The 18778-nt window shown below is 64.1% G+C and carries 18 protein-coding genes and 1 tRNA gene; 7 read left to right on the top strand and 12 right to left on the bottom strand.

Annotation, left to right across the window (positions count from 1 at the left end; all coding sequences use genetic code 11):
• The first annotated feature begins 13 nt into the window (after nucleotides 1-13).
• The 3 genes from BTHE68_RS16830 to BTHE68_RS16820 all read left to right on the top strand — a co-directional run bounded on the left by BTHE68_RS16830 (nucleotide 14) and on the right by BTHE68_RS16820 (nucleotide 3238).
• Complete coding sequence (locus BTHE68_RS16830) at nucleotides 14-1525, top strand: aldehyde dehydrogenase family protein (RefSeq protein ID WP_162067444.1); 1512 nt, start codon at nucleotides 14-16, stop codon at nucleotides 1523-1525.
• Nucleotides 1526-1584: 59 nt separating this feature from the next.
• Entirely contained in the window at nucleotides 1585-2925 is a 1341-nt protein-coding gene (locus BTHE68_RS16825; protein ID WP_162067443.1) for a DUF3100 domain-containing protein, read from the top strand.
• Nucleotides 2926-3070: 145 nt separating this feature from the next.
• On the top strand, nucleotides 3071-3238 hold the full coding sequence (locus BTHE68_RS16820) for a hypothetical protein (RefSeq protein WP_311394672.1): 168 nt from the start codon (nucleotides 3071-3073) through the stop codon (nucleotides 3236-3238).
• Nucleotides 3239-3297: 59 nt separating this feature from the next.
• Here BTHE68_RS16820 and BTHE68_RS16815 read toward each other — a convergent pair.
• The 7 genes from BTHE68_RS16815 to BTHE68_RS16785 all read right to left on the bottom strand — a co-directional run bounded on the left by BTHE68_RS16815 (nucleotide 3298) and on the right by BTHE68_RS16785 (nucleotide 8301).
• A tRNA-Val gene (locus tag BTHE68_RS16815) sits at nucleotides 3298-3374 on the bottom strand.
• Between the two features lie 221 nt (nucleotides 3375-3595).
• Nucleotides 3596-3871, bottom strand: a complete 276-nt coding sequence (locus BTHE68_RS16810; RefSeq protein ID WP_174258058.1) for a hypothetical protein — start codon at nucleotides 3869-3871, stop codon at nucleotides 3596-3598.
• Nucleotides 3855-4373, bottom strand: a complete 519-nt coding sequence (locus BTHE68_RS16805; RefSeq protein WP_162067441.1) for a DUF2778 domain-containing protein — start codon at nucleotides 4371-4373, stop codon at nucleotides 3855-3857. Before BTHE68_RS16805 ends, BTHE68_RS16810 begins: the two co-directional genes overlap by 17 nt.
• A 90-nt stretch (nucleotides 4374-4463) precedes the next feature.
• Nucleotides 4464-5453, bottom strand: a complete 990-nt coding sequence (gene dhaK, locus BTHE68_RS16800) for a dihydroxyacetone kinase subunit DhaK (protein WP_162067440.1) — start codon at nucleotides 5451-5453, stop codon at nucleotides 4464-4466.
• A 22-nt stretch (nucleotides 5454-5475) separates the two neighbouring features.
• Entirely contained in the window at nucleotides 5476-6105 is a 630-nt protein-coding gene (dhaL, locus tag BTHE68_RS16795; protein ID WP_162067439.1) for a dihydroxyacetone kinase subunit DhaL, read from the bottom strand.
• A 70-nt stretch (nucleotides 6106-6175) separates the two neighbouring features.
• A complete protein-coding gene (locus tag BTHE68_RS16790; protein WP_162067438.1) occupies nucleotides 6176-8005 on the bottom strand; it encodes a glycoside hydrolase family 15 protein in 1830 nt (609 codons plus the stop codon).
• Between the two features lie 71 nt (nucleotides 8006-8076).
• Nucleotides 8077-8301, bottom strand: a complete 225-nt coding sequence (locus BTHE68_RS16785; protein WP_162067437.1) for a hypothetical protein — start codon at nucleotides 8299-8301, stop codon at nucleotides 8077-8079.
• Nucleotides 8302-8434: 133 nt separating this feature from the next.
• Here BTHE68_RS16785 and BTHE68_RS16780 point away from each other — a divergent pair, with 133 nt between their 5' ends.
• Nucleotides 8435-10045: a Na+/H+ antiporter gene (locus BTHE68_RS16780; RefSeq protein WP_162067436.1), complete on the top strand. Its 1611-nt coding sequence runs from the start codon at nucleotides 8435-8437 to the stop codon at nucleotides 10043-10045.
• Nucleotides 10046-10052: 7 nt separating this feature from the next.
• Here the strand turns inward: BTHE68_RS16780 and BTHE68_RS16775 are convergent, their stop codons facing one another.
• Complete coding sequence (locus BTHE68_RS16775) at nucleotides 10053-11501, bottom strand: hypothetical protein (RefSeq protein ID WP_162067435.1); 1449 nt, start codon at nucleotides 11499-11501, stop codon at nucleotides 10053-10055.
• 336 nt (nucleotides 11502-11837) lie between these two features.
• Nucleotides 11838-12626 carry a TerC family protein gene (locus BTHE68_RS16770; RefSeq protein ID WP_162067434.1) on the bottom strand — a complete coding sequence of 263 codons (789 nt, stop codon included), beginning with the start codon at nucleotides 12624-12626 and terminating at the stop codon, nucleotides 11838-11840.
• A gap of 143 nt (nucleotides 12627-12769) precedes the next feature.
• Here BTHE68_RS16770 and BTHE68_RS16765 point away from each other — a divergent pair, with 143 nt between their 5' ends.
• Together BTHE68_RS16765 and BTHE68_RS16760 are read left to right on the top strand one after the other, a co-directional pair.
• Nucleotides 12770-13651: a LysR family transcriptional regulator gene (locus tag BTHE68_RS16765; RefSeq protein ID WP_162067433.1), complete on the top strand. Its 882-nt coding sequence runs from the start codon at nucleotides 12770-12772 to the stop codon at nucleotides 13649-13651.
• Between the two features lie 95 nt (nucleotides 13652-13746).
• Complete coding sequence (locus BTHE68_RS16760; RefSeq protein ID WP_162067432.1) at nucleotides 13747-14157, top strand: HPF/RaiA family ribosome-associated protein; 411 nt, start codon at nucleotides 13747-13749, stop codon at nucleotides 14155-14157.
• A 135-nt stretch (nucleotides 14158-14292) separates the two neighbouring features.
• Here BTHE68_RS16760 and BTHE68_RS16755 read toward each other — a convergent pair whose 3' ends face one another.
• Both BTHE68_RS16755 and BTHE68_RS16750 read right to left on the bottom strand, forming a co-directional pair.
• Nucleotides 14293-14712 carry a DUF3574 domain-containing protein gene (locus tag BTHE68_RS16755; protein WP_232078013.1) on the bottom strand — a complete coding sequence of 140 codons (420 nt, stop codon included), beginning with the start codon at nucleotides 14710-14712 and terminating at the stop codon, nucleotides 14293-14295.
• A gap of 45 nt (nucleotides 14713-14757) precedes the next feature.
• On the bottom strand, nucleotides 14758-14997 hold the full coding sequence (locus tag BTHE68_RS16750) for a hypothetical protein (protein WP_162067431.1): 240 nt from the start codon (nucleotides 14995-14997) through the stop codon (nucleotides 14758-14760).
• Between the two features lie 268 nt (nucleotides 14998-15265).
• Here BTHE68_RS16750 and BTHE68_RS16745 point away from each other — a divergent pair, with 268 nt between their 5' ends.
• Complete coding sequence (locus BTHE68_RS16745) at nucleotides 15266-16270, top strand: hypothetical protein (RefSeq protein WP_162067430.1); 1005 nt, start codon at nucleotides 15266-15268, stop codon at nucleotides 16268-16270.
• Nucleotide 16271: 1 nt separating this feature from the next.
• Here the strand turns inward: BTHE68_RS16745 and BTHE68_RS16740 are convergent, their stop codons facing one another.
• The gene (locus tag BTHE68_RS16740; RefSeq protein ID WP_232078012.1) at nucleotides 16272-18653 is read right to left on the bottom strand and encodes a DNA polymerase II; all 2382 of its coding nucleotides are present in this window, start codon (nucleotides 18651-18653) and stop codon (nucleotides 16272-16274) included.
• Nucleotides 18654-18778 lie beyond the last annotated feature (125 nt).

Raw genomic sequence — 18778 nt, 5'->3', positions numbered from 1 at the left:
GGAACATCCGGACATGGAACACAACGCAGCAGAACAGCTTCTCGCGGCCTTCGCGCACTTCTTCCCGAGTGCGAAGACCATCGGCTCGTATGTCGGCGGTGAATTGATCGAAGGCGCGGGCGACGCCATCCAGCTTTACGACGCCGCCACGGGCAAGCCGAGCCTCGTTTACAGAGACGGCGGCGCTGCGGTCGTCGAACAGGCTGCGGGCGCGGCCACGCGCGCGCAGAAGCAATGGTGGGCGCTTACGCACGCGGCGCGCGGCCGGGTGATGTTCGAGATCGCGCGGGAAATCCGCAAGGAAGCGGAACAGATCGCGCGGCTGGAATCGCTCGGCTCGGGCAAGCCGATCCGCGATTGCCGCGGCGAAGTGGCGAAAGTCGCCGAGATGTTCGAGTACTACGGCGGCTGGGCCGACAAGTTTTATGGCGATGTCATTCCCGTGCCGACCTCGCATCTGAACTACACGCGCCGCGAACCAGCGGGCACCGTGCTGCAGATCACGCCGTGGAACGCGCCCGTGTTCACCTGCGGCTGGCAGGTCGCGCCCGCCATCTCGATGGGCAACGCGGTGCTGCTGAAGCCGTCGGAGCTGACGCCGTTCACGTCGCTCGTAGTCGGCTTGCTGGCCGAGCGCGGCGGTGCGCCGAAGGGTCTCATCAACGTGCTCGCGGGGCTCGGGCAGACGGTCGCGCAGTCGGCGATCGCACACAAGGCGGTGAAGAAGGTCGTGTTCGTCGGCTCGCCGGCGACGGGCGCGCGCATCGCCGAGGCCGCGGCCAAACGCGTGCTGCCGTGCGTGCTCGAACTCGGCGGCAAATCGGCCAACATCATCTTCGCCGATGCCGATCTCAAACGCGCTGCGCTGACCGCCCAGGCGGCGATTTTCGCGGGCGCGGGGCAAAGCTGCGTCGCGGGTTCGCGCCTGCTCGTGCAGCGTTCCGTTTATGACGAATTCGTCGCGATGGTCGCGGCGGGCGCGAAGAAGATCAAGGTAGGCGCGCCCCTCGACGACACGACCGAAGTCGGCCCGATCAATAATCGCAGGCAATATGATCACGTGATGTCGATGATCGAAAAGGGCGTCGCCGAGGGAGCGACATTGGCGGCAGGCACGGCCGCGCGTTCCGATGCAGGCTATTTCGTCGCGCCGACGGTGCTCGCGGGCGTTAGCAACGACATGGACGTGGCGCGCACGGAAATCTTCGGGCCGGTGGTCGCGGCGATTCCGTTCGACACTGAAGAGGAAGCCGTCGCGATTGCCAACGATACCGAGTTCGGTCTCGCAGGCGCGGTATGGACCAACGACGTCGCGCGCTCGCATCGCGTCGCGGGTCAGGTCGATGCGGGCACGTTCTGGGTGAACGGCTACAAGACGATCAACGTCGCGTCGCCGTTCGGCGGCTATGGGCTGTCCGGCTATGGACGATCCAGCGGCGTCGAGGCGCTTTACGAGTACACGCAGACCAAGAGCGTGTGGATCGAAACGGCGAAGGAGCCGGCAACCACGTTCGGCTATCTATGACCAAGGCGCCCGCGCGTTGCCGATGACGGCATCGCGCGGGCCATCGAGGGGAGCAGAGAATGCAAAGCACGTTGAGCGCGGATCGCGCGCAAGGAAGCGGCTTGAGAACCGCGAAGCTCTTTTTCTATGCGGCGATCATTCTGTTGATCGCGGAGTTCATCGGATCGTTCACGTTCAAGATCGGTCCGGGCAAGGTCGTCCTGCTGCCGATGATCTGGGCGCTCCTGCTCGGCGCCGCGCTCGGACTCATCTCCGAGCGCTGGCAAAGCCCGGCGCGGCTCGACGTGCGCAGCCAGTTCCACGCGGCGGCGATTCTCCAGCCCGCGCTGCTGCTGTTCGTCGCGAAGCTCGGGCTGATGGTCGGCAGTGCGCTGCCGAAGCTCGCAGCGGCCGGTTGGGCGCTCGCGTTTCAGGAACTGGGCCACTTCGTCGGCACGATCCTGCTCGGTCTGCCGCTCGCGCTGCTTCTCGGCATCAAGCGAGAGGCGATCGGCGCGACGTTTTCGGTCGGGCGTGAGCCGAGTCTTGCGATCATCGGCGAAAAATACGGCATGGATTCCGCCGAAGGGCGGGGCGTGCTCGCCGAATACCTGACGGGCACGGTGTTCGGCGCGGTGTTCATCGCGATCTTCGCGGGATTCGTCGCGAGCTTGCATATCTTTCATCCGCTCGCGCTCGCGATGGGTTCGGGCGTCGGCTCCGGCAGCATGATGGCGGCGGCGTCGGGCGCGATTGCCGCACAGCAGGACCCGGAGACGGCGAAATCCGTGCTGACGTTCGCGGCGGCGAGCAATCTGATCACGACCACCATCGGCACGTACTTCACGCTCTTCATCTCGCTGCCGATGGCGGTGTGGGGCTATCGGCTGCTGGAGCCGCTGATCGGCCGTACCAGCAAGGCATCGGACACGCGCGAGGCGGCGTCGTCGGCGCCGAAACTGGGCGACGTGAAGACCGAGGCGCCGCATCTCGGCTATGGCGGCAAGCTGCTCGCGTGGGGCGTGACGGCGCTCATGGCGCTCGTCGCCGACTGGATCACGCACGGCACGACGCCGCTGCAAGGTCTGCCGGGCATGGCGGTGATGGTGCTCGCGACGATCGTCGGCGATGCGATTGCGCGGGTGAGCGGCCGCAAGATTCCGGCGGTGTGCTGGGTGTCGATCGTGGCGATGTTCCTGACCTCGCCGTGGTGCCCGTGGGGCGCGCAGATCGCGACGGCGAGCGCGCAGAACGACTTCCTCGGAGTCACGACGCCGATGCTGACCTTCGCGGGACTCTCGATCGCCAAGGACATTCCGGCTTTCCGCAGGCTCGGCTGGCGCATCGTGCTGGTGTCGTTCGTGGCGAATGCGGGAACGTTCCTCGGCGCGGCGCTGGTGGCGCAGCTGTTTCACATCTGAGGACGGTTCGGGCGCGTCGAAACGCGCTACGGCGGCGGGCGGGGCGGTATAAAATCAAGAGGTATTCGTATCGCGCTTGCATGCGCCCGCCGCCATGGAAAGTCCTTCGGGCAAAGAAACCTCTCGCAAGCGGATGTCGCCCCGCATGCTCAACGTGCTGACGGCGCTCATCGGCATTGCCACGCTCGCGCTGGGCGTCGCCTGGCTGATCTATACGTGGATCGTCCATCTGGAGATCCCGTATTTCGCCATTCCGCTGGTGCTCACGGTGCCGGTGATCGTCGCGGTGGCGTTCCGTAATTGCTGGGACTGATGCGCAAAATGAAAAACGCACCGGGCGATGAAAATCGCTACGGTGCGTTTGAATGTCGCTGGTAGGCTCGATTGGACTCGAACCAACGACCCCCACCATGTCAAGGTGGTGCTCTAACCAGCTGAGCTACGAGCCTACGGAAGCCGCGGATTATAGAGGATGGTTTTGAATTGTGGGAGGTATTGGGTGGAATTTTTTTGGTTCGGAGATTGTGCGGGTGCGGGTGGTTGGGCGTGTGATGTTTGGCTCGTGTTTTTTCGGAGTTAACTATTTTACATAACATAAATTATCGATGTTTTTTGGCTGTTGTAGTGGCTCTATCCAAATGTCGCGTCTGCGTCAGAGAAAATGTCGCATTCATTCGGCACCCGCTGCCCGCGTCCGCTGCCACAGCCTCATCAGGATCACGTAGACCGCGATCGTCACGGCGAGATCCAAAGCAATCATTGAGTAGATATAAAGACCGTCGTAGTCGCGAATGCCCAGCCTATCCGCGATGTCGACCAGCGTGCCTTGTTGCTTCACGGTCAACGGGATCGGGTACGTGTGAACATACCGAAGCGCCAGCCAAAACAGCCCGGTGAAAAGCAGTATTTTCAACAAAACCTTTAGAAAATTACGGACAAGTGTCACCAATCGTCACCACTTCGATCCAGCCATAAGCCTGCAACTCGGGAACGCTTGTCCACACTTTCGGTGTGTGAAGGAGCGTTTGCCGAAGTCTTTGAAAGTCTTCGTTACGTTCCAACGTAATACAACCAAAAGAGACGCCAGAGCCTCCGACCGGATGCAGGCGGAAGTTACCGCGCTGCACGCCATTGACCCATGTCCAGTCATCGATTTGACCGTCGTCCCGATAAAGAGCGAACCATTGATCATGGTGCGTGGGATGCGCGTTCGCGCTGTTCCACATGTCTTTGCCCCAAGCATATAGCTGAGAGCCGATACCGCCCGCTGGCCGATCGACGATCCTGTACCGGCCGGAGGGAATCGGACCCTTGTCCGCTATTGCGGTGCAGCCTCCACGGTTGCGATAGAGTTTGTCTCCCGAGAAAGCCGGGAACGTCCCGACTCCAAACATTTCCAAGGTCAGCATTGGAGCGTTGTTGACCACGAACCTTCCCTGCACCGACATTGCGCTCCTCCGATTCTTCAATCGAAGAATGCAGCACGCACGGCCGCAGCGACAACACGGTTTATCTGAAAACGTCCGCGACCCACCCTCTCACACCCCCCACCTCAACCCCGCCGTGTGCACCGGACAATCCCAATACCGCATCATCTCGTCATCGAGCGCGCAAAGCGTGATCGACGCGCCCGCCATCTCCAGCGACGTCGTCAGCGCGCCCACCTGCGAACGCGCGACGCTCAACCCGCGCCCGTCGAGCCACGTGCGCGCAGCGTTATAGAGCAGATAAAGCTCCGACAACGGCGTGCCGCCCAGCCCATTGACGAGCAAAAGTAATCGCGCATCGGCGGCCGGCTTCAGATCGCCGACGATCGCCGCAAGCAGTTCATCCGCGATCGCGTTCGCGGTTTCGAACTTCGCGCGCCTGCGTCCCGGCTCGCCGTGAATGCCCACGCCGATTTCGATCTCATCGTCGCCGAGTGTGAAGGTCGGCTTGCCCGCGGCCGGCACCGTGCAACTCGAAAACGCCACGCCCATCGACGCAATCCGTTTCACCACACGTTCGCCGAACGCCCTGCACGCGTGCAGATCGGCGCCGGATTCCGCGAAGCCGCCCACGAGCTTCTCGACGATGACCGTGCCCGCGACGCCGCGCCGTCCCGTCGTGAAGCTGGAGTTCTCGACGGCGACATCGTCGTTGACGAGCACCGTCGCGTTCGGCATCTCGCACAGTTCCGACGCCATCTCGAAGTTCATCAGATCGCCCGAGTAATTCTTCACGATGAACAGGACGCCCGCGCCCGTGTCGGCGGCCTGTGCGGCGGCCAACATCTGATCGGGCGTCGGCGACGTGAAGACCTGCCCCGGACACGCGGCATCGAGCATGCCGTGCCCGACGAAGCCGCCGTGCAGCGGCTCGTGACCCGAACCGCCGCCCGAGATGATCGCGACCTTGCCCGGCTTGAGCGTCTTGCGCACGATGTAGAGCGGATCGAAGCTGACCGTGACGAGATCCGCATGCGCGGCGGCAAAACCCGCAAGGCTCTCGGTCAGGTAGCCATCGACGCGATTGATGAACTTCTTCATGTCCCCTGCTCCTTTTTTGTGTTCAGGCATCGTCCTGTGCGAGCCGCGCGCAGACCGCCGCGATCATGAGCTGGCTCGACCGCGCGCCCGGATCGATATGACCGCGCGAGCGCTCGCCGAGAAACGACGCGCGCCCTTTCGTCGCGAGCATGTCGCGCGTGGCGAGCATGCTGGCTTCGGCGACGCGCGGCAGTTCCTCGATAACATCCTTTCTGGATGCGTCCGCGGCGGCCATCGCGGTGAAGCGTTCGGCGACGGGAATCAGCACGTCCATCATCGTCTTGCTGCCGGTGCCGGTCTTGCCGCGCTGTCCCACGGCCTCGACGCCCGCCGCGAACGCGCGCGCGAACGGCGCCACGCCGGCTTCGTCGGACGAGGCTTTCGCCATGCCCGTGAGCATCGAAAAGAACAGCGGGCCGGACGAGCCGCCGACCGTCGACAGCACCTTGGTCGCCGCGAGCTTGAGCGCGGGCGCAAAGGCTTCGGCTTCGATGGCCGCGCGCATGGCGGTGAGCGCGTCCACGCCGCGCAGCAGATTGATGATGTGATCGCCATCGCCGATAGCCTGATCGAGCGATGCAATTTCGTCGGCATGCGCCTTGAGCGACGCGTGCGCCGCGTCGATGCACGCCATGACCGTCTTGCCGTCCATGCGCCGATTCTCCTTTCACGGGCCACCTGATCTGAAAGGATACAACGTCGCGGCGGGCCACGCAGACCGATCAGGTCCAGGGTACGTGCACGCGGTCCAGGTTTCGGTCGAGCTGATAGGCGGCGCTGATGAGCGCGAGATGCGTGAGCGCCTGCGGAAAATTGCCGAGCGCCTCGCCGCTGGTTGCGACTTCCTCGGAGAACAACCCGACATGATTCGCGTAGGCGAGCATTTTCTCGAACACGAGCCGCCCTTCGTCCACCCGCCCCGCCCGCGCGAGCGCCTCCGCATACCAGAACGAGCACGCGGAAAAACCGCCTTCCGAACCGGGCAAGCCGTCGAGCGTGGAGCCGCGCGTATAGCGGAAGATCAGCGGATCGACCCGCAAGTCGCGGCCGATCGCGTCGAGCGTGCCGATCCAGCGCGGATCCTTCGGGCCGATGAAGCGCACGAGCGGCATCATCAGCGTTGAAGCGTCGAGCGTAGCCGAGCCCGGCGTCTGCACGAAGCTCCTGATGTCGTCGTTCCAGAACTGCTCGTGGATATCGCGATGGATCTCGTCGCGCGTCGCGAACCATTTCGCGAGCGGCGCGGGCAGCGAGCGCTTTTCCGCAAGCCGCAGCGCGCGGTCCAGCGTCACCCAGCACATCAGGCGCGAGTGCAGGAGCGCGCGCGTGCCGTTGCGAAACTCCCAGATGCCGTGATCGGCCTCGCGCCAGTGCTCGACGACATAATCGACGGTGCGTGTCACGTGCCGCCAGCCATCGTAGGAAATGGCCGCGCCGTATTTGTTGTAGAGATAGACCGAATCTAGCAGCGCGCCGTAGACGTCGAGCTGGATCTGGTCGCGCGCCTCGTTGCCGACGACGACCTGCCCCGGCATATCGCCCACGAAGCTCTTCACGGCGGTTTCGGCGAGCGCATCGGTGCCGTCGACGGAATACATCACGCGCAACTGGCCGTGCGAGGCGCAATCGCGGCTGCGTTCGGCGATCCATTTCATGAAGCGTTCCGCCTCGCCGGTGTAGCCGAGGCGCAGGAGCGCGTACACGGAAAACGCGGCGTCGCGTATCCATGTAAAGCGATAATCCCAGCGACGCGAGCCATCCTGCGTTTCGGGCAGGCCGAAGGTCGGCGCCGCGACGATCGCGCCGAATTCCTCCGAGCTCAGGAGCTTCAATGTCAGCGCCGAGCGCAGCACGACTTCGCGATAACGTCCGCGATACGTCGAGCGCGACGACCATTCCTTCCAGTAATCGATGGTTTCGGCAAGGATCGCGTCGTGGTTCGTGGCGATGTCGTCGAGGCCGTTCGCGTCGCCGAGCACGAAGCAGGCGCAATCGCCTTCCGCGAAATCGAGCGTGGCGCGCGCGCCTTCTGCGTCGATCGCGAGCGGCACGCTTGCAAGCAGGCGCACGTGCGGAAAATCTCCCGCAGCGGTGAATTCAACGCCCTTTTCCACAGCACGTGCCGTGTGTTTCGCGCGCGCATAGTCGAAGCGCGGATCGCAGCGCACGTCGAGCGTCATGCGCCCGTACACGAGTCGCACGATGCGCAACACGCAATTCGGAACAGGCGACGGATTCGACGTGACCGGCATCAGATCGAGCAGTTCGCAGACGCCCTCGCCCGTCATGAAGCGCGTGAGCAGCACATTCGTTTCAGGCAGATACATCTGCTTGACGTTGGCGCCGGTCTCGCGCGGCGTGATCGAGAAAGCGCCGCCATGCTCGCGATCGAGCAGCCCGGCGAACAGCGTGGGCGAGTCGATGCGCGGAAAGCACATGAAGTCGATCGACCCGCAAAGCGACACGAGCGCGGCCGTGTTCATGTTGCCGATCATGCCGCGCGCATCGACGGGCAACGCGGCCGGCGGAACCTGCTGGGGATGATGTCCCATCGCGAATGTGCTCCCGACGCGCCTTGAATGGCATCGTCAGGCGGGCAGCAAGTCGTATTCCACCACCGACGTCAGCGGGCGGCCGTCTGCTCGCCCTGCGCGGTTTCCGGCGCTTTCGGTGCGTGGGCGAAGGGCGCTTCGCTCGCGACCCCGTCCTGCGCGGCGAGTGCGGATGGAGCCGGCACGGGCGCGTCCGCGTGACTCGACCTGCCGAAGCTCGCGATATACAGCACGGCCGCCACGGCGACGCCCACCAGCACGGCCGCCACCGCCACGCCCGACGACTTTCGTCTCATTTTGTCTCCCTTTCGGATACGATGACCCGGCTCGCCGCCCGGCCCCCGCGCCGATGGTAGCAGCGCAATGCACGCCGCCTGCGTGGGACGCCGCGCATTGCGACACAGGAACTCATCACCAAAAGGACAATTCATGCACGCCGCCACGGCATTCAATCTGGTGCTCGTCTCGCTGATCGCGATCATCGCGCTCGAAGTGCTCGCGAGGCGCTTGCGGCTGCCGCCCGCAGCCGCGCTGCTCGTCGGCGGCGTCGCGATGGCCTTCGTGCCGGGCCTGCCGCATCTCGAACTCGACCCGGAGCTCGTGCTCATCGTGTTCCTGCCGCCGCTTCTGATGTACGGCGCGTACTTCTTCGTCTGGGACGATTTCAAGCGCAACCTGAGCGGCATCCTGCTGCTCGCGATCGGCGCGGTGGCGTTCACGACCTTCGTCGTCGGCGTCGCGGTGCATCTCGTCGTGCCCGCGCTGCCGTGGGCCGCGTGCTTTGCGCTCGGCGCGGTCGTGTCGCCGCCCGACGCCGTCGCCGCGAAGGCCGTACTCGAGCGCGTCGCCTTGCCGCGCCGTCTGATGGTGCTGCTCGAAGGCGAAAGCCTGCTCAACGATGCAGCCGGCCTCGTGCTCTTTCGCTTCGCGCTCGTGGCGGCGATGAGCGGCGTGTTCAGCGCGCCGCGCGCCGTCGCGAGTTTCGCGGGGCTGGCCATCGGCGGGATCGTCGTCGGGATCGTGGCGGGGTTCATCGCCGTGAAGCTCATGCGCGCGCTCGAAGACGATTACCTCGTCATCACCGTGTCGATGCTCACGTCGTGGGTCAGCTATATCGCGGGCGAGGAGCTCGGCGTGTCGAGCGTCATCGCGACCGTCACGTGCGGGATGGTCGTCGGCTGGCATCAGCACGAAGTGTTCACGGCGGCGCAACGCATGCGCGGCACGGCGTTCTGGCAGGTCGTCGTGTTCGTGCTGGAAGCGCTCGTGTTCGTGCTGATCGGGCTGTCGCTGCGCGGCATCGCGCTGCGGCTCGGCGGCGTCGGCGATGCGTTCTCGCTGCTCGGGCCCGCGACCGCCGCGGTGATCGCCGTCGTGATCGCGTCGCGCTTCGTGTGGGTGTTCGGCGTCGAGGCGCTGAAGTGGATCGCGTGGCGCGTGACCGGCCGCAAGCGTGCGAGCGGCGAAGAAGCCGGCGCGGCCGTTCCCGACTGGCGCGCGGCGACCGTCGTGAGTTGGGCCGGCATGCGCGGCGTGGTGACGCTCGCGGTCGCGCTGTCCTTGCCCGAAGCGATGCCCGGCCGCGATCTCATCGTGTTCGCCGGCTTCGCGGTGATTCTCGTCACGGTGCTGTTGCAAGGCGCGACCATCGGCCCGCTGATCGCGATGCTTGGGTTGACGCGCGGGCACGAGCGCTCGTCGCGGCATCTCAGCGAGCCGCAGGCGTGGGCGCGCATGGAGACGGCGCAACTGGCCGCGATTCAGCCGCTCGTGCACGACGCGGACGGCAACGTGATCCATCCTCGCTTGCTGGAGCAGTACACGTATCGCGCGGGGCTCACCAGGCGCTTCGAGGACATGGAGACGTTTCCGACGGACGCGCGACACGCGCATTACGACGTCGTGCTCGCCGCGATCGCGGCCGGGCGCGCAGAGCTGCTTCGCATGCACCGCGCGGGACAGATTCACGACGAGCTTCTGCATTCGCTGGAGCACGATCTCGATCTTCAGGAGATCATCGCGCTCCATTCGCGCGGTTGAGCTTGGTTCAGGCTTCCGCTGGCGGTGTCTCGTCGGAGGATTCGTCGCACTGCATCCACGCATAGGCGGTGACGCTCGGGCGCGCGTTGTTCCTCAGGCGAATGCGCCACTCGCCCGCCGCCGCGCGACGCATGCCGCTGCGCGCCGCGGTCGGTGCAAGCGCGATGAGAATCATGTGCCCGTCGCCGCGCGCGCCACGGCCGAGGTGCACCACGGTGCAGATCGTTTCGCCGCCGCGCGTGTAAGCCCCGACGTCGCCGAGCGTGAACCACCCGCTCTGCGTCCCGCCGGGCGGCACGATCTGCACGTCGACGCTGGGCGTGGTGGCGTCGCTTGCGAACCAGATTTCCGCGAGGCTCGGCGATGAAGACTGCGCACGCACCGGCCAGCATAACTCCGATATCGTGTGCTCCGCGATCTTCAGCGCGCCACCGCAGCGCGACATGTCGACGTTGCCCGTGGGCAGCACGACAGAGCACGCGCCTGTGTCCATCAATTCGTCGAGCGCGCTTTCGATGAGCGAACTGCCATCCTGCCGCCATGCGGCATTGCCCGCGCTCACGCTGACGAGCGCGTGACACGCCGCGCCGCCGATCTCCTGCGCGCGCTGCACGATATAGCGGACCGCATCGAGCAGTTCGGCGTCGAGACAGGGACCGAAGGCGTGGCGCATCGTGCGGCAGCATCTCTTGAGTTGCACGCCGATCATCGGCAAGGGCGCGTGCTCGTGCGTGTCATGATCGTCGTGATCGCTGCCTGCGAAACTGTAGACGCGCGCACCGCCCGATGCTTGCGCTGTCTCGGCGGACAGCCGCGCATCGCTCAGCAGCGCGTCCATCTGATGTTTGAGCAGTTCGCTTCCGTAGCCGAGATCGGCGGCGGTATCGGCGGGATCGTTCTGGTTCCAGAAGCATAGAAAGCGCGTGCGCGCGCCGCTTGCGTCCTCCGCAAAACGCCGGTGCGTGAACGCGAGATCGTCGTCGCACAGGCCGACGACGGCGTTGCCGAGTCGCGCGTGCATCGGCGCGTGGTCGACCTGTGCACGGTCCATGTGCGCGTCGGCATGCGACGTGATCGCGAGTGCTTCGGTGAAGCGCTCGAATCTGCCGGCGAGATCGGTGGACAGGCGCGCGTAGAACTCGCGCGTCACATGCGCGGTGCAGAAGCGCGTCGCTTCGAGCGCGGGCGGCGGGTCGCGATATAGCGCCGACATCCAGATCCAGTCCTGCCAGCCGTTGCGTTCGATCGTCTGTGCAAATTGCCGCGCGGTGTCGCCGCCCTGCTTCATCTCGATGGCGATCGGAATACGGTCGGCCGGGATGCCGCCGAGGTCGCGATACTGCGTCGCGTTGGCCCACACGATGTATGGATCGATCCGCTCGATGGCTGCGAGCGCTTGCGGCGCGACGCGCTCGAAGCCATCGCCTGCCGTGCCGATCTCCCAATGCGGGCTCATTCTTCCCTCCTGTCGCCGAGGTTGCGAGGGAGCGAGTCCACGGTCAAAGTCCAGACCAATCGGACGCAGGCTCTTCTGTTTATTCCGACGACGATTGATTGCGGTGACCGCGGCGCGCAACCTTTCCTCTGCGGATGTTTCGGGAACCGAAAGGATTGAGCGGTTGCTATCGCATAACGTAGTCACTTACCGGGGGATACGCAAGGCGAATTCGTGTTTGAAAGCGTGGCGGCTTTCGTCAGTTTCTTCAACGCGATAGCGTGCGCGTCCCAGGCTTGTCCACAGGGTTGATCACAGAAACTGTGGATAAGCGAAGCGCGCACGCCGGCTCGAGGGTCAGCCGGAAACGCCGTCGAGACGCGCGCGGCTTTGAGTTTGCATATCCCTTTCGCGCTTGCCCTTGCCGCGACGCGAGAGCAGGTTCAACCCTTCGACGAATCCGGCAAAACCCATCGCCGCATAGATATAGCCCTTCGGTACGTGCGTTCCGAAACCTTCGGCGATCAGCGTCATCGCGATCACGAGCAGGAACGAGAGCGCGAGCGTGACGACCGTCGGATTACGTTCGATGAAGCGCGAGAGCGGCTGCGCGGCGAAGAGCATCGTCGCGACGGCGAAGATGACGGCGATGTACATGATCGGCAGATGCTCGGTCATGCCGACCGCCGTGATGATGCTGTCGACCGAGAACACGAGGTCGAGCAGCAGGATCTGGCCGATCGCGGACCACGCCGTGATGCTGACGACGCTCGACGCGATACCCGGCGCATCGTCGTGATCCTTTCTGACGTGATGATGCATTTCCTTGGTCGCCTTCCAGACGAGGAACAGGCCGCCCGCGAGCAGAATGAGATCGCGCCACGAGAAAGCGTGATCGAAAAGCGAGAACACCGGCGCGGTCAGTTGCGTGATCCACGCGACCGTGCCGAGCAGCGCGAGCCGCATGACGAGCGCGAGCATGATGCCGATACGCTGGGTACGCGCGCGTTGTGCGACGGGCAGTTTGTTGCTGAGAATGGAAATGAAGACGAGATTGTCGATGCCGAGCACGACTTCCATCACGATCAGCGTGACGAGTGCGGCCCATACGGCGGGATCGACGGCAAGCGAAAGGAGATATTCCATGAGCAGGGAGAGTTTTGATTGACTGGATGTATCGCGCCATCATCGTCCGATCTCTCGTCCGGAAAAATCAGCGATAATCGAAGCCATGCTTCGGTTTTTTCGAAGTAACCCGTTTTGCGAAAGAAGGCGAAGACGAGGTACGCATGCTCAACTATCGGCATCTGCATTACTTCTGGGTGGTCGTTAAGGAAGGCGGATTCGCGCGCGCGGCGGAACGGCTCGACATGGCCGTGCAGACCATCAGCGCGCAAGTGCGCGAACTCGAAAAAGCGCTCGGTCATCAACTGCTCAAACCCGCGGGACGCGGCGTCACGATGACCGAAGCGGGACAGGCGGCATTCGCGCGCGCCGAGGAAATCTTTCAGATCGGCCAGCTGATCCAGGACGAAGTGCGCGAAGCAGCGAGCGGCACGCTCGCGCGTCTCGCGGTGGGGCTGTCGGACGGCATCTCCAAGCTCGCGGCGCATGCACTGCTCGCGCCGGTGCTCGGCAATCCGTCGCTGCGCCTGCTCTGTCACGAAGGCGAAACCGATGAACTGCTCGGCGAGCTGGCGCTACATCGGCTCGATCTGGTGCTGGCGAGCCACGCCGCGCCGCACAATCAGAATCTGCGTCTCACGAGCGAGCGGCTGATCGCATCGCCGGTAGATTGGTACGGACCCGCTTCCCTCGTGCGCAAGAGCGCCATCGACCAGTTCCCGCGCAGTCTCGCATCGCTGCCCATGCTGCTGCCGACGGGCCATTCGTCGTTGCGCGCGCGGCTAGATCGCTGGCTGGAAACGCAAGGCATCGCGCCGCGTATCGTCGGCGAATTCGAGGATAGCGCGCTGATGGCCGTGTTCGGCGCGCGCGGTCTCGGCGTGTTTCCGCTAGCGGAATTCGGCGCGGGCGATGTGCCGCTGTTGCGCGGCCTGCGCTGGCTCGGCCGCTCGCCCGAGGTAAAGGAGGAAGTGCATGCGATCGTATCGCGGCGCGGGCGGCATCATCCGTTGACGCAGCAGCTTCTCGCGGTGGCTCATGACTGAACTTCGGTTTTTCCGAACTTGATGTTCCGTTGGTTCTGCTTTTTCGCACCACACGGACGCCTTACTCTGAATCCACGTTCAACAAGGAGGCGTCAATGAAAGTCCTGTTCAAGTCCCGCGACCCCGAAGCCATTGCGATGCACGAACTCGCGAAGGCGCGCAGCGAATTCGTGTTTCGCCGCCTCGCGTGGCTGATCTCGAAGGCGACTGTCAGCCTGTCCGACATCAACGGGCCGCGCGGCGGCGTCGACAAGCGCTGTCAGGTTGAGGTGCAACTGAATCGGGACAACAAGGTCGTGGCGACGTCGATTGCGCGCGACTGGCGCGGGGCGATCGATCTCGCGCTCGCTCGCGCCGTGCGCTCACTGGTGCGCAGGCGTCAGAACGTCAAGCCGACGCGCCGGGTGCGTGCGCGCGGATTTGCCTGGAATCTCGCCGAGGAGCCGGCGTTGCAGGAAGTGGTCGATCCGCGCGTGCGGGTCATGAGAAAGATGGCCGGCGCGTAAGCGGCGTGCGCGTGGCCTTCGACGGCCACGCGAATATCACGCGGTTGCGCGGATCAGGATCTGCGTGCGCGAGGCCCCACGCGATGCGATGGTTCTCTTCGGTGACGCTAGCAATCCGCCGATTCTCTTGATTTTCTAGAAGGACGCGCACGCCGCGTGTCTCACGCGCATCGTCGACTCCTGCTCGAAGCGCGTCCGATAGCGCTCGCGGATGTCGCCGACGGCTGTTTCGCTGGTTTGATCGTCGGGATGCACGAGGTTCAGCACGTAGGAGCTTTCGCGCACGATGGCGCCATCGGCCATGCGCCACTGTCCATATGCCTGCCAGACGGTGAAACCTTGCGCGAAACGCGGCGTGACTTCGACGCGCAGGAAGTCGTCCCATTCCTCGCGCGTGACGTCGCCCTTCGCGCGCCCGGTGCCGAAGTAGAGGCGTTCGTCGACGACGCGCTGCTCTCCCGGCGCGCACGTCTCTTTGGTCGGCGTCGCGCAAGCGGGGACGATCGCGGCGAGCGCGAGCAGCGAAATGGTTCGATATCCGAACATCGTCATCATGCAGCAAGTGCGGAAAACGATGTTATCGCAAACCCGCCGATGCCTTCAGCCCGACACCGCGACCTGCGGTCCGCGCGCGGCCATACGGCCGTCGAGTTCCGCCTTGCCGCATTCGATCGCGAAGTTCGCGGCGGCCTGCGCAGTCGGAAACGCGCGAAACGGTCCGATCGCACGGCGCAGGCCGCCCGGCCGCTCGATCAGCAGCGTCGCGACAAATTCACCGGCTGTGTGCCGGACGATGACCGAAAGCTCACAGCCTCGATATTCGATAGGAGTGGAGTCCACCGCTGACCTCGCTTGCTTGAATACATTGTCATGCGGTCAATCTACGCAAGGTCCGCGAAGCGCGTAACCCCGCGTGTGAGTGGCTGCGAACGCAGGCGAAACGAAAGTCTCGATCGTCGGCGGCCAGGACGTCGCGCAAACGTTTCACTTTCTCGGTCGATCGTCGAAATGAGATCCGTTTCGTGCAGCATTTTTCTTTAGCCGTTATCCTGCGACGAACACGCCCCGACGAACGATGCAGGAAGTTTCCGCGATCCGACCTCACGCGATGACATACTCCAAAAAAGCACGACATTGCCGAACCGCCGCCTGGGTGATCGCATGCGCCGCGCTCGGCATGGTCAGCAAGGCGTCTCACGCTCAGGAATTTTCCCTTCTCACCGGCCCGCTCAAAAGCAGCAGTCAGAACACGTACTCCTGGGAAGTCAACTATCGCGAAGGGCTCGGCCGTTACGCCGCCTGGAGTTTTTCGTGGCTGAACGAAGGCCATATTCCCGATCATCACCGCGACGGGCAGGCCTTCCAGCTCTGGGGCAGACTGCCGCTCCGGGACGACCGGCTGGAACTGTCGGCGGGTGCGGGGCCGTACCGCTATTTCGACACGAGTCAGGCGCAGGCGGGCGGCAACTATTCGAACACGCACGGCTGGGGTGGCATGTTCACGCTGCGCGCGGCGTATTACTTCGACAACCGCTGGATCGCGGAGATGAAGCTCAATCGCGTGCAGGCTTTCGGCGGCCCGGACACGACCGCGTTGCTGTTCGGCATCGGCTATCAGTTGGACGCGCCCGAGGGCCGCGGACCGCGCGCGCGCGCCGTGCCGCGCACGACGAACGTCACGAACAACGAAGTCACCGTGATGCTCGGCACGACGATCCTGAACAGTCCCGATTCTGAAACGAATCTGGCGGAGAGCATCGAGTATCGGCGCGGGCTGTGGCATTACGTCGATTTCACCGCGTCGTACCTGCATGAAGGCGGACACGTGCAGTCGCGTCGTGACGGTGTCGCTGCGCAGATCTGGGCGACGCGGGCGTTCTTCGACGACAGGCTCACGCTTGGCGTCGGGGCTGGGCCGTATCTGTCGATCACGCAGAACGACGACCTGCCGCAGAATCGCACCGGCGATGGTCGATTTTCGGGGCTGGTATCGGTGTCGGCGAGTTATCGGCTTACGAGTCGATGGCTCGCGCGGGTGACGTGGAATCGCATGGTCACGCGGTATGACCGCGACGCGGATATCATCGAGGCGGGGTTTGGTTTTCGCTTCTGACTCAGAACAGCTCCTTCTGCCCTGACATCAACGCGATGAAGTCATCGCGCAGAAACGGCAGGATGCCATCAGCAACCGGCTGAAGCTGCTTGCTCACATAATGCTCGTAGTCGATCGCCGCCTGACGCGCCTCCACCGGCTCGGGACCGGCGACGGTCATCACGTAGCTGATCCAGCCGCCATTCTGATATTGCAGCGGACGCCCGGCGCGCGCGTTGTATTCATCGGCGATGCGCGCGGCGCGAACATGTGGCGGCACATTACGCTGATAATCGCCGAGCGTGCGGCGCAAGCGCTTGCGATAGACCAGCAAGTCATCCATCTCGCCACGCCGCGTGCGCCCGACATAATCGCGCACGAAGTCCTCATACGCCCGGCCCTTGAACACGCGCATGTAAAGCTCCTGCTGGAAACGCTGCGCGAGCGGCGTCCAGTCGGTCCGCACGGTCTCGAGACCCTTGTAGATGATTTCCTCGCTGCCGTCCGCGCGCGCGGTCAGCCCTGCGTAGCGCTTCTTGCTGCCCTCTTCCGTGCCGCGGATCGTCGGCATGAGGAAGCGTTTGAAGTGCGTCTCGAATTGCAACTCGAGCGCGCTGTCGAGGCCGAATGTCTCGCGCAGATGCTCGCGCCAGTATTCGTTCACATGCGCGACCAGCGCTCGCCCGATCCGCGCCGCGTCCTCTTCGTCGCGCGCGCGCCGCAGCCAGACGAAAGTCGAATCCGTATCGCCATAGATGACGCTGTAGCCACGCGCCTCGATCAATTCGCGCGTGCGATGCATGATCTCGTGACCGCGCATCGTGATCGACGAAGCGAGACGCGGATCGAAGAAACGGCAGCCGCTCGACCCGAGCACGCCGTAAAACGAGTTCATGATGATCTTGAGCGCCTGCGACAGCGGCTTGTTGCGCTGGCGTTTCGCAGCCTCGCGCCCTTCCCACACCTGCGCGACGATCGCCGGCAGGCAATGCGTGTCGCGTGAAAAGCGCGCGCCGCGAAAACCGGGCACGGTGGCGGCGTCATCGGGCATGGCCATGCCTTGCGCGAGCCCGGCCGGATCGATCAGAAACGTGCGGATGATCGACGGATACAGGCTCTTGTAATCCAGCACGAGCACGGAATCGTAGAGGCCGGGGCGCGAGTCCATCACGAAACCGCCGGGACTCGCTTCCTCGGGCACGTCGCCGAGATTCGGCGCGACATAGCCCAGCCGATGCATCCGCGGCATGTACAGATGCGTGAACGCCGCGACCGAGCCGCCGCTGCGGTCGGCCTGCAAACCGGTCACGGTCGCGCGTTCGAGCAGAAACGGCAGCAACTCCGTTTTCTCGAAGACCTTCGTGACCAGTTCGCAATCGTTCAGGTTGTAGCGCGCGAGCGCGGGCTTGTCCTCCTGGAACCGGCGCTCGATTTCGTCCATGCGCGCGTACGGACTGTCGATCGCCTTGCCCTCGCCCAGCAGCGACTGCGCGACATATTCCAGACTGAACGACGGAAAATTCCACGTCGCCGAACGCAGCGCCTCGATGCCGTCGATGACGAGCCTGCCCGCGATCGACACAAAGAAGTGATTGCGCTTCATGCCGTGCTCGCGCCATTCGACCGCGCTGCCGTCGCGGCCCAGCGCGAGCGGCACGCCGTAGTCGTCGGCGTGTCGCTGAAGGATGCGCAAGTCGAATTGCACGACATTCCAGCCGATGATCGCGTCCGGATCGTACTGCGCGATCCATGCGTTGAAACGGCGCAGCATGTCGGCGCGGGTTTCGCAATAATCGAGCGCAAAATCGGTTTGCGCGGCATCGCCATTCGGCGGACCGAGCATATAAACCTGACGCGCGCCGCAGCCTTCGAGCGCGATCGAGTAAAGATCGCCCTTCACGCTCGTTTCGATATCGAGCGACACGACTCTCAGCGACGGCCGGTAATCCGGCGCGGGCTTCAACTCACTGGAAACGTCGCGCCCCGCGCCTTCGAACAGGACCGGCGCCGTGATGAAGCGTTCCATCAGATAGCGCTCGTGCGGACGGATATCGGCTTCGAAGACATTGACGCCCGCGCCGCGCAGATTCTTTTCGAGCGCGAGCAACTGGCGATACTGCGGGCAATAGAGTCCGAGCACCGGCTTCTGACGAAAATCCCTGAGCGGCAACTCGCGTAAATAAGCGTCCCGCACGCCGGCCACGACCGGCTCGGCCTTCGCGCGATCCTCCGCACGGATGAACGCGACGCTCGTCTGCAAGCCGATGCGGATTTTCCTCGGACCGTCGTCGGTGGCGAGCCAGAAATCGACCTCCGCACCGGCCGCGGTGTCGCGCCAGTGACGAGTCAGCAGAAAACCCTGTTGTGCGGAAGCCAAGCCGATACCTTCGAGAGCGCGTGCCATCGACGTATTTTACTTGGCGGCAAAACAAAACAGCCCGGCTCGCCAATCGGCGCCGGGCTGCAGCATTCGGAAAAGGATTCGGGAAAAAGACAAGCGAAGTAAAACGCGGTAGCGGCAAGCCGGTC

This window comes from Burkholderia sp. THE68 (assembly GCF_009938265.1).
In the GTDB taxonomy this organism is placed as follows: domain Bacteria; phylum Pseudomonadota; class Gammaproteobacteria; order Burkholderiales; family Burkholderiaceae; genus Caballeronia.
Note: the sequence above shows the minus strand (reverse complement) of the source record. Positions and strands in the feature narration are given on the sequence as shown.

Coding starts and splice junctions, on each gene's coding strand:
- BTHE68_RS16830 (WP_162067444.1), top strand. CDS start 14: ATGGAACACAACGCAGCAGAACAGCTTCTCGCGGCCTTCGCGCACTTC.
- BTHE68_RS16825 (WP_162067443.1), top strand. CDS start 1,585: ATGCAAAGCACGTTGAGCGCGGATCGCGCGCAAGGAAGCGGCTTGAGA.
- BTHE68_RS16820 (WP_311394672.1), top strand. CDS start 3,071: ATGCTCAACGTGCTGACGGCGCTCATCGGCATTGCCACGCTCGCGCTG.
- BTHE68_RS16805 (WP_162067441.1), bottom strand. CDS start 4,373: ATGTCGGTGCAGGGAAGGTTCGTGGTCAACAACGCTCCAATGCTGACC.
- dhaK (WP_162067440.1), bottom strand. CDS start 5,453: ATGAAGAAGTTCATCAATCGCGTCGATGGCTACCTGACCGAGAGCCTT.
- dhaL (WP_162067439.1), bottom strand. CDS start 6,105: ATGGACGGCAAGACGGTCATGGCGTGCATCGACGCGGCGCACGCGTCG.
- BTHE68_RS16790 (WP_162067438.1), bottom strand. CDS start 8,005: ATGGGACATCATCCCCAGCAGGTTCCGCCGGCCGCGTTGCCCGTCGAT.
- BTHE68_RS16785 (WP_162067437.1), bottom strand. CDS start 8,301: ATGAGACGAAAGTCGTCGGGCGTGGCGGTGGCGGCCGTGCTGGTGGGC.
- BTHE68_RS16780 (WP_162067436.1), top strand. CDS start 8,435: ATGCACGCCGCCACGGCATTCAATCTGGTGCTCGTCTCGCTGATCGCG.
- BTHE68_RS16775 (WP_162067435.1), bottom strand. CDS start 11,501: ATGAGCCCGCATTGGGAGATCGGCACGGCAGGCGATGGCTTCGAGCGC.
- BTHE68_RS16770 (WP_162067434.1), bottom strand. CDS start 12,626: ATGGAATATCTCCTTTCGCTTGCCGTCGATCCCGCCGTATGGGCCGCA.
- BTHE68_RS16765 (WP_162067433.1), top strand. CDS start 12,770: ATGCTCAACTATCGGCATCTGCATTACTTCTGGGTGGTCGTTAAGGAA.
- BTHE68_RS16760 (WP_162067432.1), top strand. CDS start 13,747: ATGAAAGTCCTGTTCAAGTCCCGCGACCCCGAAGCCATTGCGATGCAC.
- BTHE68_RS16755 (WP_232078013.1), bottom strand. CDS start 14,712: ATGATGACGATGTTCGGATATCGAACCATTTCGCTGCTCGCGCTCGCC.
- BTHE68_RS16745 (WP_162067430.1), top strand. CDS start 15,266: ATGACATACTCCAAAAAAGCACGACATTGCCGAACCGCCGCCTGGGTG.
- BTHE68_RS16740 (WP_232078012.1), bottom strand. CDS start 18,653: ATGGCACGCGCTCTCGAAGGTATCGGCTTGGCTTCCGCACAACAGGGT.